The 16,309-nt window shown below is 60.8% G+C and carries 17 protein-coding genes; 2 read left to right on the forward strand and 15 right to left on the reverse strand.

Annotation, left to right across the window (positions count from 1 at the left end):
* Positions 1-3 precede the first annotated feature (3 nt).
* The 9 genes from BM019_RS06375 to BM019_RS06415 form a co-directional block, all read right to left on the reverse strand.
* A complete protein-coding gene (locus BM019_RS06375; protein ID WP_092417861.1) occupies positions 4-1,563 on the reverse strand; it encodes a phage tail protein in 1,560 nt (519 codons plus the stop codon).
* Positions 1,564-2,199 (reverse strand): phage tail protein I, encoded by a 636-nt coding sequence (locus BM019_RS06380; protein WP_092417862.1) that lies wholly within the window; start codon positions 2,197-2,199, stop codon positions 1,564-1,566.
* A complete protein-coding gene (locus tag BM019_RS06385) occupies positions 2,196-3,191 on the reverse strand; it encodes a baseplate J/gp47 family protein (protein ID WP_092417863.1) in 996 nt (331 codons plus the stop codon). The genes BM019_RS06380 and BM019_RS06385 overlap by 4 nt, the downstream gene beginning before the upstream one ends.
* Complete coding sequence (locus BM019_RS06390; RefSeq protein ID WP_007924012.1) at positions 3,188-3,520, reverse strand: phage baseplate protein; 333 nt, start codon at positions 3,518-3,520, stop codon at positions 3,188-3,190. Before BM019_RS06390 ends, BM019_RS06385 begins: the two co-directional genes overlap by 4 nt.
* Positions 3,521-3,534: 14 nt before the next feature.
* The gene (locus BM019_RS06395; protein ID WP_007924013.1) at positions 3,535-4,143 is read right to left on the reverse strand and encodes a phage baseplate assembly protein V; all 609 of its coding nucleotides are present in this window, start codon (positions 4,141-4,143) and stop codon (positions 3,535-3,537) included.
* Positions 4,144-4,146: 3 nt separating this feature from the next.
* Positions 4,147-4,671 carry a hypothetical protein gene (locus tag BM019_RS06400; protein ID WP_092417864.1) on the reverse strand — a complete coding sequence of 175 codons (525 nt, stop codon included), beginning with the start codon at positions 4,669-4,671 and terminating at the stop codon, positions 4,147-4,149.
* Positions 4,672-4,905: 234 nt separating this feature from the next.
* Positions 4,906-5,670, reverse strand: coding sequence for an N-acetylmuramoyl-L-alanine amidase (locus tag BM019_RS06405; protein WP_092417865.1), 765 nt, complete (start codon positions 5,668-5,670; stop codon positions 4,906-4,908).
* Positions 5,671-5,854: 184 nt separating this feature from the next.
* Positions 5,855-6,202, reverse strand: coding sequence for a phage holin family protein (locus BM019_RS06410; protein WP_007924020.1), 348 nt, complete (start codon positions 6,200-6,202; stop codon positions 5,855-5,857).
* Between the two features lie 529 nt (positions 6,203-6,731).
* On the reverse strand, positions 6,732-7,466 hold the full coding sequence (locus tag BM019_RS06415) for a LexA family transcriptional regulator (protein WP_173679781.1): 735 nt from the start codon (positions 7,464-7,466) through the stop codon (positions 6,732-6,734).
* Positions 7,467-7,653: 187 nt separating this feature from the next.
* On the opposite strand from BM019_RS06415, the gene mutS reads away from it, so the two are divergent.
* Both mutS and fdxA read left to right on the forward strand, forming a co-directional pair.
* The gene (gene mutS, locus BM019_RS06420; RefSeq protein WP_009042404.1) at positions 7,654-10,233 is read left to right on the forward strand and encodes a DNA mismatch repair protein MutS; all 2,580 of its coding nucleotides are present in this window, start codon (positions 7,654-7,656) and stop codon (positions 10,231-10,233) included.
* Positions 10,234-10,375: 142 nt separating this feature from the next.
* A complete protein-coding gene (gene fdxA, locus BM019_RS06425) occupies positions 10,376-10,699 on the forward strand; it encodes a ferredoxin FdxA (RefSeq protein ID WP_007924025.1) in 324 nt (107 codons plus the stop codon).
* A gap of 500 nt (positions 10,700-11,199) precedes the next feature.
* Here fdxA and rpoS read toward each other — a convergent pair whose 3' ends face one another.
* The 6 genes from rpoS to ispF form a co-directional block, all read right to left on the reverse strand.
* Positions 11,200-12,204, reverse strand: a complete 1,005-nt coding sequence (rpoS, locus tag BM019_RS06430) for an RNA polymerase sigma factor RpoS (protein ID WP_007924026.1) — start codon at positions 12,202-12,204, stop codon at positions 11,200-11,202.
* A gap of 106 nt (positions 12,205-12,310) precedes the next feature.
* Positions 12,311-13,144 carry a peptidoglycan DD-metalloendopeptidase family protein gene (locus BM019_RS06435; protein ID WP_092417866.1) on the reverse strand — a complete coding sequence of 278 codons (834 nt, stop codon included), beginning with the start codon at positions 13,142-13,144 and terminating at the stop codon, positions 12,311-12,313.
* A 209-nt stretch (positions 13,145-13,353) separates the two neighbouring features.
* Positions 13,354-13,989, reverse strand: a complete 636-nt coding sequence (locus BM019_RS06440) for a protein-L-isoaspartate(D-aspartate) O-methyltransferase (protein ID WP_172963011.1) — start codon at positions 13,987-13,989, stop codon at positions 13,354-13,356.
* A gap of 41 nt (positions 13,990-14,030) precedes the next feature.
* Positions 14,031-14,780: a 5'/3'-nucleotidase SurE gene (surE, locus tag BM019_RS06445; protein ID WP_009042402.1), complete on the reverse strand. Its 750-nt coding sequence runs from the start codon at positions 14,778-14,780 to the stop codon at positions 14,031-14,033.
* Positions 14,768-15,826 (reverse strand): tRNA pseudouridine(13) synthase TruD, encoded by a 1,059-nt coding sequence (truD, locus tag BM019_RS06450; protein ID WP_092417867.1) that lies wholly within the window; start codon positions 15,824-15,826, stop codon positions 14,768-14,770. The genes surE and truD overlap by 13 nt, the downstream gene beginning before the upstream one ends.
* Positions 15,823-16,296, reverse strand: a complete 474-nt coding sequence (ispF, locus tag BM019_RS06455) for a 2-C-methyl-D-erythritol 2,4-cyclodiphosphate synthase (protein ID WP_007924033.1) — start codon at positions 16,294-16,296, stop codon at positions 15,823-15,825. The genes truD and ispF overlap by 4 nt, the downstream gene beginning before the upstream one ends.
* Positions 16,297-16,309: the final 13 nt, after the last annotated feature.

Consider the following 16,309-nt stretch of genomic DNA (forward strand, 5'->3'; position numbering starts at 1 on the left):
CTCCTAACGGCCAATAGCTTGCCAACGAATAGAAGTATCAGTAGTCCAGCTACCAGCAGCATAAAAACCATTATTAGTTTCACCGGTGGTCACTATTACAACTGACGGACAGCCTGCACTATTGTGAGTGGCCACAACACCGAATAACTCATTTGGAAAAGGGATAGGGAAGGCGTTATAGGTACTTTTCACAATTGAGTTGCCGAACGCGCAATGATTTGCGTGACCGCCCGCGCCACCATCCCCCCACATACGAATTAAGCCATTCGGCATACGTTCATAGCCATTCCGCGCAACTAAGGCTTTACCAACCCCACCAATCACTCGATATGAAAAACCCGGTTCGCCAACCGAAGCACTGGACATGACAATGAACTCGCAGGCGCTGCCGTTCCTCAGGACATATGAAGATGACACCATCTGCGCTGCAGGCCCTGCAAACCTTGAGTTTGGCGCCGTTAGCGAAACGTCCCCTCCGACAGCCTCAAGGTAGAAGCTCGTTCCTAAGGGAAGCGTGTTTGCGTCGGGGAGCGCGTACGCCTGTGCAGCCCCGCGGTTAAATCCAATGTATTTTCCGGCATCAGACACCGGGACCGTTCCGCTTGCCGCCTGATAGTCGATGTAGCCACTGCGACTGCCCTGAGCCAACCGAACGAATTCGGTTGTGGCAAGCAACTTGGAGTTATTAAAGCGCGGAGGAGTCGGGCCGGTAGGGCTCCCCACAAATGCCGGCGAAAGCAGACGTGCGAAACCCGCTGTCACATCCTGAAAAGCGAGCGCGGTAGTGCCCAGTACAATCTGACCATCAGTAATCAGTTGCCAGATCGTATCAGCCTGCGTCGCCCCCTCTTCTACCGAAATCGTCAGGTTCGGGGTTATCTTGGCGTTGTTATCCGCATCTTTTGCACGAGTCCATAGTTCATTGGCAACGACATAGATGCCGTTGTCCTTAGCCAGGGTCTGATTCTTGACAAGCACCCGATCACCAGCCAGCACCGCGACACCATCAATCATCTGCGCAGCGCTTAAGACGATATTCCCTGTGGTCGACGCCCTCACTGACTGCTTCGCGTCGAGCTTGGCCAATTCATCGGCGACATAACCCGCCACCCAAGCCCGCGTCGCCTTGACCACCGTATCGTCGATCAGCAGCGTCACCAGCGACGCATTACTGGTCTCGAAAATCGAGCGGATATAGAACTCTTTCCCCGACCCGGAAGTCGCCAGCACCGGCTTGAACGACTCCGGATACTTGACGATGGCGTAAAGGATTCCGGTATCGGTCCACAGGCCGGCCTCGCGCACATACCAGCCGCCGACATCGGGCGGGATGGTCACTTCGGCCAGCAGCCAGCTGGGGTTTTTCTCGTCCTGGAACAGGGCGTTCAACGGGCCGCGCCAGACTTCGCGCTTGAGGGCAGTGTCGGTCGCCGCCGGGTTGTAAACCGCGCCACCGCCGTCACCGACGGAAATCTGCGACAGCTTGATCGGTACGCCTGCTGCCTTGCAGGCAGTTTCGTAGGCGATCCCCGCATTGGTGAGCAGGGTGTAATAGTCGGCCATTTAGGACCCCTGAGGATAAATAGTGGATGTTTCGACGCTGTACAGCCCGGCGGCCATAAAGGCCTGGCCCGAGGCTTCGAGCCCCTCGACGACGATCGGGTAGATGATGGTCAACTCGCCGCAGACGGTCGCCGCCGCGATGGAGTGGGAACCGAATGCGCTCAGGCCCACGGATATCGCCAAGGTGTCGCGTTCACTTTTGGCATCCGCCAGGCGCCGATCGAGGCGCGCGTCGATCTCTTCGCTGTAGGGCTGCTCGGTGAAGGCCCTGACCGAAAAGCTGTAAGGCGCCCCCGCTGGGGTCTGCTCATACCAGGCGCGAACCTCGGGTATCAGTTGCAAACCCTTGGCGGCATTTTCCAGCGCTTTGCGTGTACCGGCCTGGCGCGCGGTGGGCCAGGCCAGTTCGACCGTCAAGCGTTTTTCGGCCTCGGGCGCTTCGGAGCGCCACTCGCCGACACCCCGATCAGCCGCAAGATAAGGCAAGAACTCCACCGGCGTTTCGGCGGGGCTCATCAGCTCCGGAAACGGCGGCGCGACACGTTCGAGCAAGCGGGCAAAACCGAGGTCGAGCGCTCGTTCCAAAGGCGAGCTGTTGACCGGCAGGAGACTTGGGTGAGCGGCTTCGTCCTTCATAGCGTGAGCACCTCAACCTCGACATCCGTGCAGTACGGCGCCTGGAAGGCCGTCGTGACGATCGGCGCCAAGGGTTCGAGAATCTCCAACTGCACCGCACCTGCGGCATGCAGGGTGTAATCGATCCAGCTCGGATCCACCCGCCCTTCCAGGCGATGGCAGCTGTCGGCGTACGCCTGCAATTGCTGCTGCGTAGCGAGCTGGGTCAGTCCGGAATCGGGCCCCGGGTTGATCTTGGCCACCACGCGGATCTTGTAGGGTTTGATCTGTGCCGCCTGCACCGTCACCCGATCCGTTTCCGGCTTCACGTCCGGTCGCGCAAAGTGATTGCGCACGCCTTCGAGCAGGTCCTCGGACGGCGTGCCGTCGCCTTCCCGCGAGAGCACCGTGACCTGGACTTCGCCCGGCGCGGTACGGCGCCCGTTGCCATCCTTGACCTGAGCGGCGAAACCGTCCGGGTCGAAGGTGTAGGTGACGGTCACCACGCCCGCCTCGGTGGAGTCCACCTTCACCATCGGCCGCTCGCCGAGGGTGAAGACTTCGCGGCGGTACTGCATGCGCGAACCGGCGGCCGGTGCGTGGGGCGCCAGGTAGTAGCGCAGGCGCGCATCTTCGTCGCTTTCATAGACCGCGGGCACCGGCGGAAAGGCCGCCGGATCGCCCGGGTCGAGCAACTGCCGCTCCAGGCCCATGTCCGCCAGCCGTGCATCGAGATTGCTGCCGGTGGCCCACCAGGCCAGCATCTGCTTGATGCGAGCGTTGTACTTGCGCTCATGGGTTTGCAGGCGCAGGCAAAAGGCTTCCAGCGCCAGGGTCAGCAGCTCGCTTTCATTGGCCAGGCTGGCCTGGAGTTTCTGCGCATTGGCAGGGGAACGCTGGGCCACGTAATCGACGACGAAGGCCTTGAACTCGGCGAGCAGTGGCTCGAACTCTTCGACGGTGACAATGGCCGGCTCGGCCAACTGGTGTTCACCGGGTATCAGCATGCTCATGTCACGACCTCGAACGTCTGTTGGCGGTTTTTCCAGGTGCCGGCGAAGCGCAACAGCAACCCGGCGCCGCGCCGGCTGGCGACTATGACCTGCGGCTCGAAATCGCCGATGCCGTTCTGCTCGTTATAGAACGCCTGCGCCGCATGGCTCTGGGCGAGGATCAGCAAGTCATCGCCGAGGTTCTGGCCCAGCAGGTCGGGAATCAGCGAGCCGTACAACGGGCGCTTCTGCCGCGTGCCCAGCGGCGTGGTCAGGGCCCGGGTCGCGCGCTGCACGAACTGCAGCCAGTCATCGACCGCGGCGCCGGTGTTTCTATCGACTCCAATCATGGGAAGCCTCTTAATCAAGGGCTGATAACGCGGCCCTGGTGTTCCACCAAGGGGCCGCTGAAGTGGATGCCGGCGCTGTCGAGCAAGATGCCGACCGCGCCCAACCGCAGCTCGATCGCCTCGGGCCGCATCGCCAGCCGGGCGGGACCGATGCTCAACTCGACCGCCTCGCGGGAGGCGGTCAGCGCGGTCGGGCCATTGCTCCAGCTCAAGACATGACCGGCATCGTCATAACTGCTTTGGGTGCCATCGGCGTATTGGCGGCGGGTCAGCGCGGCCAGGGTCGACACCGGTGGAAAGCGGTCGCAGTTGAGGCCAAACAGCGCCACCGACTGCGCGCCGCCGTCGCCGCCACCGTAGTTGAACAGCAGGCACTGCTCGCCCACGGAGGGAATGCGCGATTCGCTTTGCGCGCCGGCGCTGGGGTTGAAGAAGCGGATCGCCGGGGTCAGCAGCTCTCCGTGGCTGACCCGGCAGGTGTTGCTGGCCGCATCGACCGCCTGGCACACACCGATACGGCAGTGGTTTTCCGCCCGCCGGTGCAAGTCATCGAGTTCGGTTTCCATCTCGGCCAGGCGCTCGATGATCGGGCCCAACTGCATGCGCAGCAGCTCGTCAAACATGGCTCAGCCCTCCAGTGCTTGGTATTGGTCGGGGTCGTCGATGTTCGAGACTTCCCAGGTGCGGGCGAACTTCGGTATACCGGTCGGGTCGTCCAGCAAGGGCTGCCCTAGATACAGCGTCTGGGTGAACGACAGCGTCCAGGCCGCGTGCTGCTGCTCACCGCGAATCAGGGTCGAGGTCAGACCCTCGAGGTTCATCGGCAGGTCGCATTGCGCTGCCGGCAATCCCCAGCGGTTATCCGTGGCCAGGTCCTTCAGCACGCTGGCCAGATCGCAGGCCTCGAACCCGGACCGCTCGACCCCCACAGCCGCCACGGCTTGCAGCGAGATCGTCAGGACATGGGCGATACGCCCTTCCTGGCTGCGCATGCCCGGGGCATCGCGCTCGATCGCCATCAGCACCCAAGCCTGGTCGAGCAGACCATCGAAGTCCTGGTGACTGCCAACCTTGAGGCCAAGGCCCGCCCCTCGCAGGGTTTCGGCAATGGCGAAAAACAGCTGCGACGGCTTGTCGATGACTGCGGGCATAGAGAGGCCTCCTGTTCAGATATCAGGGGTTGAAGTTGCGCAGGAGCGCTGTGGATGTCGCGCGAGATAGAGGAACAGCGAATGCCGGTTTGGGCAGGATTCTTGATCGCCAGGTCGGCGAGCGACGTCAGGAACGGAATGGGTGATGCAACGGATGGCTCACGAGACTTCGCTGAGGTCCGGCATCACCTTCGATGGAGCCCCCTGCCCTGCGAGCGGTTCGCCTTGATCGAATCAGGCGTACTTCTCATTCAGCGCATAAAGAATCGCGCAGGTTTCCACGTCCAGTTTCCCGGTGTAGTTCTTCGGCCTGAAGTGCATCTGGAACGCCCGCACCAGCGACTGGAAGAAATCGTCCGTTGCCTGGGCCGGCACGCCATAGCCGTAGGTGGCGAAAGCCTTGAGCACTTCGGCACGTTCGGGTAGTCCCGCGGCGCGGAATTGCTGGACGTATTTCCTCTTGGTCGGCTCGTCGTACCAGGCGCCAATCCCGGCTTTGTAGAGCTCTTTCCAGGGCAGCTTGGGGCCCGGATCGGATTTGCGGCCCACCGCGATATCGGAGTGGCCCACCACGTTTTTCGGCGACAGGTCCGGATAACGCAGGAGAATATTCAGGGCCAGTTGCTTGAGCGCCTCGACCTGGGAGCGTTCGTAGTCCGGGAACGTGAAGACGCCATTGACATCGGTGGCCTCATTGACGATCTCAATGCCGATGGAGGTGTCGTTCAAGCCGCTGCGACCGGCCCAGTCACTGACACCGGCATGCCAGGCGCGGTCTTCTTCGGCCACCAGGTTGAAGATTCGTTGTTCCTGGAAGCCCGCGGCCTGATACGTCGGGTCCTGCAGCGCCGGGATCAGGTAATGGGCACTCGCCGCGCCAGTGGTCAGCGCCTTGACCGATGCCTCGAAGTTCAGCGCCGTGTAATGCAGCACCAGGAAACGCACCCGCTTGTTGTAGGGCGCGAGGGTGCGGTAGCTGTTGTAGTCGATTGGGATCATGGTTTTGCCTCTCTTTGAAGCGAATGGGTGTACGACGCTGGGCCGTATCTGGCACCTCCCGGCCGGGAGGGTTGATTGAGCACCGTTCAATACGAGTACGCGTCCTGCGTCAGGCGGGTAGATATCCACGTAGATAAGGCGGCAGGGTCGACTTAATGAATGAACGAATGCTTGCGGCGGTTGTTCAGGCGTCCGAGCGGGGATCCTTGGGCGGCACCTCACACACACCGAGCCGCTTGGCCGCCCAGCGCTCGTAGAGCCCGATGGCCACATCGGCGCCTGCCATGGCGGTCAGGCAACCGAAGGCGCCGGCGGTCCAGATCGATACGCCGGCGGCGTACAGCAGCATGATGGTCGAGACCCCGCAAATCACGCAGGCCCCGGAGCGCAGGGCCAGGCGCCGCAGCAGCAACCAGCCGCGGGCGCCCTCCTTGTCGGCGCGCCACATTTCGCCGGACACCCCACCCACCAGGGCAAGGACGATGACAAGCCAGATGGGCATGTCCAGCAACGCTTGTTGCTCGTTTGTCATGTCACTCCTCCTGAGTGGAAAAGGCCAATGCGCTGGCCCGGTAATCAATTGGCTTGTGTATCAATCGTGCATATCCCGGTGTGACCCACGATAGGTAGGCATTCCAAAAAGCCCGGTCACCCGGGCTTTTCAGTAATGCGGTCCAGTTTCAAGGGGACCTGATCGTTCGGCGCTACTGGCGCGGTACGGATCCATTCAAATTGTTCCTCCGACCGCGACCCTGTCCGCCGGATAACTGTTCACGGTGCTTTACGCTGCACACCCGGGTCAGTTGCCAACCCTCTGAACCGTCGAGGCCGGTTCATCGCTGCCTTTGCTTTTGCCACTAAAGAGCGGTGTTGCTCGCCGCTGTCGGGCGGCTTGGAACGAATAATATGCATGGATGCATATACAGTCAATGCACAAATGCATTTATTTATGCGCGACAAATGCATCTGCGCATGAGAACCGCATAAATAAAGGCGTGGAGGGTTTTCCGCGGGCACAAAAAAGCCCGCTCGATGGCGGGCTTTGGCATTATGGGCTGCGGTTAACGGGCGTACATGCCCCACCAGAAGACGTGACCGAGGATGACGATCTGTTCTTCCTGCATTTCCTGGAAGCTGTAGTCCTCATCCGGATGTTCGTCGCGGTTGAAGCTACGCAGGCGAATGCCGGAAGGCAGGCGATAGAGCTGCTTCACCCGCAGCTGACCGTTGTGGTTGATGGCATACAGGTCGCCGTCGATGATGTCGCCGATACCGCACTTGCCGGCATTGACCCCCACCGTGGCGCCATCGCGCAGCACCGGCAGCATGCTGTTGCCGCGGACCGTCACGCATTTGGCCTGGTCGAACTGCACGCCATTGTGCCGCAGGCTGCGCTTGCCGAAGCGCAGGCTGGAGCGCTCGCTTTCCTCGATGACGAATCTTCCTGATCCCGCAGCCAATTCAACCTCGCGAAGAAAGGGGACCGACACCTCGTCGTCATCGACGGGGGTATCGTCGTCCCACAGACTTATGTCCTTGAGTTCCGAATGCGGATCGGCCGACCGGGCAGGAGCGACAGCCGCGCGCCCGCGCAGTTGATCGGTGCTCACCAGGAAGTATTCGGCGATCCGCGAGATGTGTTTGTCCGAAGGATCGACAATCTTGCCGCTGAGGATCCGCGAAAGGGTGGATTGAGGCACGCCGGTACGCCGATGGAGTTCCGTGGGGGAAATGCCATCGCGATCGAGCAGCTCTCTTAAGACGGTAGAAACGTTGCGCTTTTGCATAATGCGCATATTGCGGGTTATTTTCGCCGACGGCAAATGCTAAAATGCATATTCATGCATAAAACACCCGAAATCCCGCTGGGTTCATCCCTGCGAAGGTCGGACCGCCCATGGTAACCTTGCGCCCATCGCGAAAAAGCCGGGCCCATGCCCTCTGCTTTTGCCCACCCTTTCAACGAATCAACCTGACGACCCGATGAATAAAGCGCTCACCGATCTGTCCTCCCACACGCCGATGATGCAGCAGTACTGGCGCCTCAAGAACCAGCACCCCGATCAGCTGATGTTCTATCGCATGGGCGACTTCTACGAAATCTTCTATGAAGACGCGAAGAAGGCCGCCAAGTTGCTGGACATCACCCTGACCGCGCGCGGGCAGTCGGCTGGCCAGGCGATTCCGATGTGCGGGATTCCTTATCACGCCGCCGAAGGTTACCTGGCCAAGCTGGTGAAGCTCGGCGAGTCGGTGGTGATCTGTGAACAGGTCGGCGATCCGGCCACCAGCAAGGGCCCGGTGGAGCGCCAGGTGGTGCGGATCATCACCCCGGGGACCGTCAGCGACGAGGCCCTGCTCGACGAACGCCGGGATAACCTGATCGCGGCGGTGCTGGGCGACGAGCGCCTGTTCGGCCTTGCGGTGCTGGACATCACCAGCGGCAATTTCACGGTCCTGGAAATCAAGGGCTGGGAAAACCTGCTGGCCGAGCTGGAACGCATCAACCCGGTGGAACTGCTGATCCCGGACGACTGGCCACAAGGCCTGCCGGCGGAAAAGCGCCGTGGCGTGCGCCGTCGCGCGCCCTGGGACTTCGAACGCGACTCGGCCCACAAAAGCCTGTGCCAGCAGTTCTCCACCCAGGACCTCAAGGGTTTCGGCTGCGAGAACCTGACCCTGGCCATCGGCGCCGCCGGCTGCCTGCTGAGCTATGCCAAGGAAACCCAGCGCACCGCCCTGCCCCACTTGCGCAGCCTGCGTCACGAGCGCCTGGACGACACTGTGGTGCTCGACGGCGCCAGCCGGCGCAACCTGGAGCTGGACACCAACCTCGCCGGCGGCCGCGACAACACCCTGCAGTCGGTGGTCGACCGTTGCCAGACCGCCATGGGCAGCCGCCTGCTGACCCGCTGGCTGAACCGCCCGCTGCGCGACTTGAAAGTCCTGCAGGCGCGGCAGACCTCGATCGGTTGCCTGCTGGACGGTTATCGCTTCGAAAGGCTGCAACCGCAGCTCAAGGAGATCGGCGACATCGAGCGGATCCTCGCCCGTATCGGCCTGCGCAACGCCCGTCCCCGCGACCTGGCGCGCCTGCGCGATGCCCTGGCGGCGCTGCCGGAACTGCAAGTGGCGATGACCGAACTCGAGGCCGAGCACCTGAGCCAACTGGCCGTGACCACCAGCACCTATCCGGAACTGGCCGCGCTGCTGGAGAAAGCCATCATCGACAACCCGCCGGCGGTGATCCGCGATGGCGGCGTGCTGAAGACCGGTTACGACGCCGAGCTGGACGAGCTGCAATCGCTGAGCGAAAACGCCGGCCAGTTCCTTATCGACCTGGAAGCCCGGGAAAAGGCCCGTACCGGCCTGGCCAACCTGAAAGTCGGCTACAACCGGATTCACGGCTACTTCATCGAATTGCCAAGCAAACAGGCGGAACAGGCCCCTGCGGACTACATCCGGCGCCAGACCCTCAAGGGCGCCGAACGCTTCATCACTCCGGAACTCAAGGCCTTCGAGGATAAGGCGCTATCCGCCAAGAGCCGCGCCCTGGCCCGCGAGAAGATGCTCTACGAAGCCTTGCTGGAGACTCTGATCGGTCACCTGCCGCCGCTGCAGGACACCGCGGGGGCACTGGCTGAACTGGACGTGCTGAGCAACCTGGCCGAGCGAGCGCTGAATCTCGACCTCAACTGCCCGCGCTTCGTCAGCGAGCCATGCATGCGCATCACCCAGGGTCGCCACCCGGTGGTCGAGCAGGTCCTGACCACGCCGTTCGTGGCCAACGACCTGAGCCTGGACGATCAGACCCGGATGCTGGTAATCACCGGCCCGAACATGGGTGGTAAATCCACTTATATGCGGCAAACCGCGCTGATCGTGCTGCTGGCCCATATCGGCAGCTTCGTGCCGGCAGCGAGCTGCGAGCTGTCCCTGGTAGACCGGATCTTTACCCGGATCGGCTCCAGCGATGACCTGGCCGGCGGTCGTTCCACCTTCATGGTGGAAATGAGCGAAACCGCCAACATCCTGCATAACGCCACCGAGCGCAGCCTGGTGCTGATGGACGAAGTGGGTCGCGGCACCAGTACCTTCGATGGTCTGTCCCTGGCCTGGGCTGCGGCAGAACGTCTCGCCCAGCTGCGGGCGTACACCCTGTTCGCCACCCACTACTTCGAGCTCACCGTCCTGCCGGAAAACGAACCGCTGGTGGCCAACGTGCACCTCAATGCCACCGAGCACAACGAACGCATCGTGTTCCTGCACCATGTGCTGCCAGGCCCTGCCAGCCAGAGCTATGGCCTGGCCGTGGCCCAGCTGGCGGGGGTTCCGAGCGATGTGATCGTCCGCGCCCGCGAGCACCTGAGTCGCCTGGAGACCACCAGCCTGCCCCATGAAGCGCCGTCTCCGGTAGCGGGCAAGCCTTCGGTCCCGCAGCAAAGCGACATGTTCGCCAGCCTGCCGCACCCGGTCCTCGATGACCTGGCCAAGCTCGATCTGGACGACATGACCCCGCGCAAGGCACTGGAAATGCTCTATACATTGAAGACACGCATCTAACGCTGATGCTTTCAAGCTGTTAGAATCTCGCGCGGTTTGGGATGCTGCGGACTATTAGCCTGGTCCGCAGACTATCGCTCCCGAACCTGGCGACCCCGTCCTGAAGGGGCTCCGCTGCCGCCGCCTGAGGAGAGAATTAGAAATGACCTTCGTCGTCACCGACAACTGCATCAAGTGCAAGTACACCGACTGCGTAGAAGTCTGTCCGGTGGACTGCTTTTACGAAGGCCCGAACTTCCTGGTGATTCACCCGGATGAGTGCATTGATTGCGCGCTGTGCGAGCCTGAATGCCCCGCTGTAGCGATCTTCTCCGAGGACGAAGTTCCAGAAGAGATGCAGGAATTCATTCAGTTGAACGTTGAGCTGGCCGAGATCTGGCCCAACATCACTGAAAAGAAAGATTCCCTGCCCGATGCTGAAGAGTGGGATGGCGTCAAAGGCAAGATCAAAGATCTCGAACGCTGATTACCTCGCGTTCCCCAAAAAGGCCCCTTGCGGGCCTTTTTGCTGTTCCGGATTCACTTTTACGCAGGCAAAAAAAGGGGCGGTATGACCCGCCCACCTTTTTTCCCTAGTCCCTGTGTTCCTTTTCATCGTCCTGATGAATCGCATCCTGCGATGTCCTGACCATCATCCTTGATGGCTGTGTCTATCCGTCGACACAGGGCTGATATTAGAGAGTTTCCATGACAGAGCAATGGCACTGACAGGTAGAAAACGTGTCGAACACCGCCCCAATCATTAAAGTAAGTTCTTATTAATCAATAAGATAACTAAAAACCTCAGATCAAACAGACAACTTTCATACCGCATAAAAACCGAACACTTACGAAAGAGTCAGCCTTTACTTACATGCTCGTTCAGCTATTGAACATGCGCCTGCATATTTCATCTGACTCCTATCGATTACCCAATAAAAAGCCCCGAACGTGTCGGGGCTTTTCACGGCAGGACTGCTCGTGCCGTTACTGGAACAGGGACTCGCTGGAGAGGCCGTTCTTCTCGAGGATCTCACGCAGACGCTTGAGACCTTCGACCTGGATCTGACGTACCCGCTCTCGGGTAAGCCCGATCTCCAGGCCCACATCTTCCAGGGTGCTGCTCTCGTGGCCGCGCAAGCCGAAGCGGCGAACCACCACTTCACGCTGCTTGTCGGTCAATTCGGAAAGCCACTGATCGATGCTTTGCGACAGGTCGTCATCCTGCAGCAGCTCGCACGGATCGGTAGGACGATCGTCGGTGAGGGTGTCCAGCAGGGTTTTATCCGAATCCGGACCCAGCGAGACGTCGACTGAAGAAACCCGCTCGTTCAAGCCCAGCATGCGCTTGACCTCACCTACCGGTTTCTCCAGCAGGTTGGCGATTTCTTCAGGGGAGGGTTCATGGTCGAGTTTCTGTGTCAGCTCCCGTGCTGCCCGCAGGTAGACGTTGAGCTCTTTGACCACATGAATCGGCAGCCGGATAGTCCGGGTCTGGTTCATGATTGCCCGTTCGATGGTTTGACGGATCCACCAGGTGGCATAGGTCGAGAAGCGGAAACCGCGCTCCGGATCGAACTTCTCCACCGCCCGGATCAGACCGAGGTTGCCCTCTTCGATCAGGTCCAGCAGCGAAAGCCCACGATTGACATAACGCCGGGCGATTTTCACCACCAGACGCAGGTTGCTTTCAATCATGCGCTTGCGCCCGGCCGGATCGCCACTTTGCGACAGACGCGCAAAATGAACTTCTTCTTCCGGAGAGAGCAATGGGGAAAAGCCGATTTCATTGAGATACAGCTGCGTCGCGTCGAGCGCTCGCGTGTAATCAATGTACTTGTGTTGTTTCAATGAAGCGGAGTGTTTGGATTTGGCACGAACTGAAGGTACAGCAGATCCCTCATTCGACATCGAATCAGTGGCGATATCCGTCTCCATAAGGAGAACTTCATCGTCGATGTCAAACTCCGGCACTTCTTTACTGAGAGCCATTGTTATAGTCCTTTGGTGAGTTCGACCTCAGGCTCAAGCGACGCCTTTATCCTTGGCAACGCTGGAACCTGTTCCCTCTACGTGACGGAACAGGCTTGGTAACGGATCAACGACGTGGCAGGAATTGCAGCGGATCTACAGGTTTACCTTGTCGGCGAATCTCAAAGTGCAGTTTCACCCGGTCTGTACCAGTTGATCCCATTTCGGCAATTGTCTGTCCGACTTTGACCTGCTGCCCCTCCCGAACCAACAGCCTACGGCTGTGGCCGTAAGCACTGACGTAGGTATCGCTGTGTTTGATGATGACGAGTTCGCCGTAGCCCCTTAAGCCACTCCCGGCGTAAACCACCGTCCCATCAGACGCAGCTAAAACAGGCTGTCCCAAATCCCCGGCGATATCAATGCCTTTATTCAAACTACCGTTTGAAGAGAATTTTCCAATCAGAATACCGTTCGCAGGCCAGCCCCAGCCCTTTGGCGCGGGGCCTGCAAGCGGTAATGGAGCCGGCGCGGGCTGGCTCGCAATCGTTGGCGCGGCCCCTGCCGGACGACGAATTACCGTGGTTTTACTTGAAGAAGATGCACTGGAAGCCGACTTTGTAACCACGGCTGTCGGGGCCGAACCCAAGCGTCCGTCGAAGCGGATGGTCTGCCCCGGGTGAATGGTGTACGGCTCGGCAATATTGTTGCGCGCGGCCAGGGCCTTGTAGTCCCAGCCATAACGGAAGGCGATGGAGAACAGGGTGTCGCCGCGACGAACCGTGTATTGCCCCGTGGTCACCGTCGGGCGCTGCGGTACCGCGCTGGTGCGATCGACGACCCGGGCGCTGCTCGACTTATTGCTCGAACAGCCGACCAACAGAGAACTCAAGACAAGGCCAATCACCAGTCGCTGAAAGCTTGTTGTACCCATACGCTGCGCAATGACTGTGAGACTCACCCGCCGCTCCCTTTGTGGTGGTTGAAGATAAATAGTGCCTGGCTCAGGCATGAAATGTCGCAAGTATAACCGGCTGCCCACGCTTTATTCCCGGCAAAGCGAAATCGGCAGGCACCAGCCTATCGATCAGGGTTCAAGGTTACTTAACCGATTGATCAAGCTGTAAGACCAAGCCGATCAAACAGAATTCACCCGTTCCAAACAAATGCTCAGGCCAATGGCCCATTGAGCAAGGGAACGAAGCGAACCGAGCCGAGAACCTGCCGTGAAAACCCCTGCTCCTCACGAATGACCAGCATCAGTTGCTGCACTTCGCCGGCACCGACTGGAATCACCATCCGGCCACCGGGCGCCAATTGGTCCAGCAGAGCCTGGGGGATATCGGTGGCAACCGCCGTCACGATGATCCCGTTGTACGGCGCCAGCGCCGGCCAGCCTTCCCAGCCGTCGCCCCAGCGGAATACCACGTTGCGCAGGTTCAGCTCGACCAGACGCTCCTTGGCCCGATCCTGCAACACCTTGATGCGCTCGACCGAGAACACCCGCTCCACCAATTGCGACAATACCGCCGTCTGGTAACCCGACCCGGTGCCGATCTCCAGCACCTTGTCCAACGGGCCAGCCGCCAGCAGCAACTCGCTCATGCGCGCCACCATATAAGGCTGCGAGATTGTCTGGTTGTGCCCGATCGGCAGGGCCGTGTCTTCATAGGCGCGATGCGCCAGGGCCTCGTCGACGAACAGATGCCGCGGTGTACGCCGAATGACTTCCAGTACCTGGGCGTTGGACAGGCCTTCATCGTAAAGACGCTGGATCAGGCGTTCGCGGGTACGCTGGGAAGTCATCCCGATACCGCGACGCAACAAATCGTCCTGCTCGCGAGCCATCAGCGCAGCCCCTCCAGCCAGCCATCAAGACTTCTGAAGGCATCATTGAAGGTACGATCGAGCTGCAACGGCGTGATCGACACATAACCCTGCATGATGGCGTGGAAGTCCGTACCCGGGCCGCCGTCCTCGGCGTCCCCCGCCGCGGCGATCCAATAACCGGCCTTGCCGCGTGGGTCGACCGTCTTCATCGGCGCCGCCGCACGGGCGCGATGGCCCAGGCGAGTCAACTGAATGCCACGAATGTGATCGATGGGCAGATTGGGAATGTTCACGTTCAGCACGGTACGTGGTGGCAGATCCAGCTGCCCGTGGGCCTCGACCAGTTTGCGGGCGAAATAGGCAGCCGTCGGCAGGTTATCCACCTGACGCGAAACGAACGAAAAGGCAAACGCCGGCAGGTTCAGGAAACGCCCTTCCAGGGCCGCGGCGACGGTGCCGGAATACAGCACGTCGTCACCCAGGTTAGCCCCGAGGTTGATTCCGGACACGACCATGTCCGGATCGCGTTCCAGCAGCCCGTTGAGGCCCAGGTGCACGCAATCGGTGGGGGTGCCATTGATACTGATGAAACCGTTACTCAAGGTGTGCGGGTGCAACGGCCGATCCAGCGTCAGCGAGCTGCTGGCGCCGCTTTTGTCCTGGTCCGGGGCGATCACCACGCACTCGGCGTAATCCGCCAGCGCAGCATGAAGCGCGGCGAGACCGGGTGCTGTTACACCATCGTCGTTAGAAATCAGAATACGCATGGGCTGTCCGTCTGCCCCACCGGCACCAGATCGACGAGTTCACGCACCAATACGGTGGCGAAGCATCCGGCCGGCAGGACGAATTCCAGTTGCAGAATGTCAGGCTCGGGATAATGCCACGTCAACCCGCCAATGGGCAGCCGCAGGATGCGACGTTCGTGGCTCATTCCGGCTTTAATCAACCAATCGCGCAGATCCGCTTCGGCGGCGGCCACCTGCTGCTCCAGCAGCTGGGTCGCCCCGGCGGCAGGCGATTCGCCTTCGCCCCACTGCGGGCCGGTCGGGTGCAAGTCGAGTATGGCCAGGCGCGGATCGCTGCATTCGGCTTCGCCGGCCGGGAAAAAACTGCGGCTGTCGGTGAAGGCCAGCAGGTCGCCGACCTGGGCCCGCTGCCAGCTGCCATCGGCCACGCGCGCCGCCAGCACCCGGTTGAACAGATAGCTGCGCGCGGTGGAAAGCAGCCGCGAACGTACATTGCGCTGCTCCGGCAAGGCCTTGCGGGCAGCCCAGTCGCGGGCATCGACCAGGTTACCGCCGTTATGGCCAAAACGCTGGGCGCCGAAATAATTGGGGATGCCGTGTTTGGCGATCGATTGCAGGCGCTCTTCGATGCCCGCCTTGTCTGCCTTCAATTCGGTCAGGCGCAGGGTAAAGCCGTTGGCCGCATGGGCGCCGCGTTGCAGCTTGCGCTTGTGGCGGGTCAGCTTGAGGATCTTCAGCGTGTCGTTTTCAGCCGCCGACAGATCGGGATCCGCCTTGCCGGGCAACTGCACACTGAACCACTGCCGGGTCAGCGCCTGGCGATCCTTCAAGCCGGCATAGCTGACAGTGCGCAACGGCACACCCGCGGCCTTGGCAATCCGCCGTGCCGCTTCTTCGGTGTTCAAGCCGCGCTTTTCCACCCATAACCACAGGTGTTCGCCTTCGCCGGTGAGGGGAATGTCCAGGACTTCGTCGACCTGGAAGTCTTCGGCGGTGGCCTTCAGTACCGCGCTACCCAGGGCTTCGCCATAGGCCCGCGGGCCCAACAGTTGCAGTTCGTTCATGCGCGCAGCAACAAGGCAACGGAATGCACGGCGATGCCTTCTTCGCGCCCGACGAAGCCGAGCTTTTCGGTGGTGGTGGCCTTGACGTTCACTTGATCCAACTCGACTTGCAGATCCGCGGCAATCAGCGCGCGCATCGTTTCAATATGGGGGGCCATCTTCGGCGCCTGGGCCACGATGGTGTTATCGACGTTGCCGACCTTCCAGCCCTTGGCATGGATCAGTGCGACGACATGACGCAACAGCGCACGGCTGTCGGCGCCCTTGAACTGCGGATCGGTGTCCGGGAAATGTTTGCCGATGTCGCCCAGTGCGGCAGCACCCAGCAAGGCATCGCTCAGAGCATGCAACAGCACGTCGCCGTCGGAGTGGGCGAGCAGCCCGAAGCTGTGTGCAATACGCACGCCGCCCAGAGTGATGAAATCGCCTTCAGCGAAACGGTGCACATCGTAGCCGTGGCCAATACGCATAAAAAAACGCCCT

Origin of the sequence: Pseudomonas sp. NFPP07 (genome assembly GCF_900115645.1) — a bacterium.
GTDB classification, from domain to species: domain Bacteria; phylum Pseudomonadota; class Gammaproteobacteria; order Pseudomonadales; family Pseudomonadaceae; genus Aquipseudomonas; species Aquipseudomonas chlororaphis.

Coding starts and splice junctions, on each gene's coding strand:
- BM019_RS06410 (WP_007924020.1), bottom strand. CDS start 6,202: ATGACAAACGAGCAACAAGCGTTGCTGGACATGCCCATCTGGCTTGTC.
- BM019_RS06390 (WP_007924012.1), bottom strand. CDS start 3,520: ATGATTGGAGTCGATAGAAACACCGGCGCCGCGGTCGATGACTGGCTG.
- rpoS (WP_007924026.1), bottom strand. CDS start 12,204: ATGGCTCTCAGTAAAGAAGTGCCGGAGTTTGACATCGACGATGAAGTT.
- BM019_RS06380 (WP_092417862.1), bottom strand. CDS start 2,199: ATGAAGGACGAAGCCGCTCACCCAAGTCTCCTGCCGGTCAACAGCTCG.
- fdxA (WP_007924025.1), top strand. CDS start 10,376: ATGACCTTCGTCGTCACCGACAACTGCATCAAGTGCAAGTACACCGAC.
- BM019_RS06440 (WP_172963011.1), bottom strand. CDS start 13,989: ATGACTTCCCAGCGTACCCGCGAACGCCTGATCCAGCGTCTTTACGAT.
- mutS (WP_009042404.1), top strand. CDS start 7,654: ATGAATAAAGCGCTCACCGATCTGTCCTCCCACACGCCGATGATGCAG.
- surE (WP_009042402.1), bottom strand. CDS start 14,780: ATGCGTATTCTGATTTCTAACGACGATGGTGTAACAGCACCCGGTCTC.
- BM019_RS06405 (WP_092417865.1), bottom strand. CDS start 5,670: ATGATCCCAATCGACTACAACAGCTACCGCACCCTCGCGCCCTACAAC.
- ispF (WP_007924033.1), bottom strand. CDS start 16,296: ATGCGTATTGGCCACGGCTACGATGTGCACCGTTTCGCTGAAGGCGAT.
- BM019_RS06400 (WP_092417864.1), bottom strand. CDS start 4,671: ATGCCCGCAGTCATCGACAAGCCGTCGCAGCTGTTTTTCGCCATTGCC.
- BM019_RS06395 (WP_007924013.1), bottom strand. CDS start 4,143: ATGTTTGACGAGCTGCTGCGCATGCAGTTGGGCCCGATCATCGAGCGC.
- BM019_RS06375 (WP_092417861.1), bottom strand. CDS start 1,563: ATGGCCGACTATTACACCCTGCTCACCAATGCGGGGATCGCCTACGAA.
- BM019_RS06385 (WP_092417863.1), bottom strand. CDS start 3,191: ATGAGCATGCTGATACCCGGTGAACACCAGTTGGCCGAGCCGGCCATT.
- BM019_RS06415 (WP_173679781.1), bottom strand. CDS start 7,466: ATGCGCATTATGCAAAAGCGCAACGTTTCTACCGTCTTAAGAGAGCTG.
- truD (WP_092417867.1), bottom strand. CDS start 15,826: ATGAACGAACTGCAACTGTTGGGCCCGCGGGCCTATGGCGAAGCCCTG.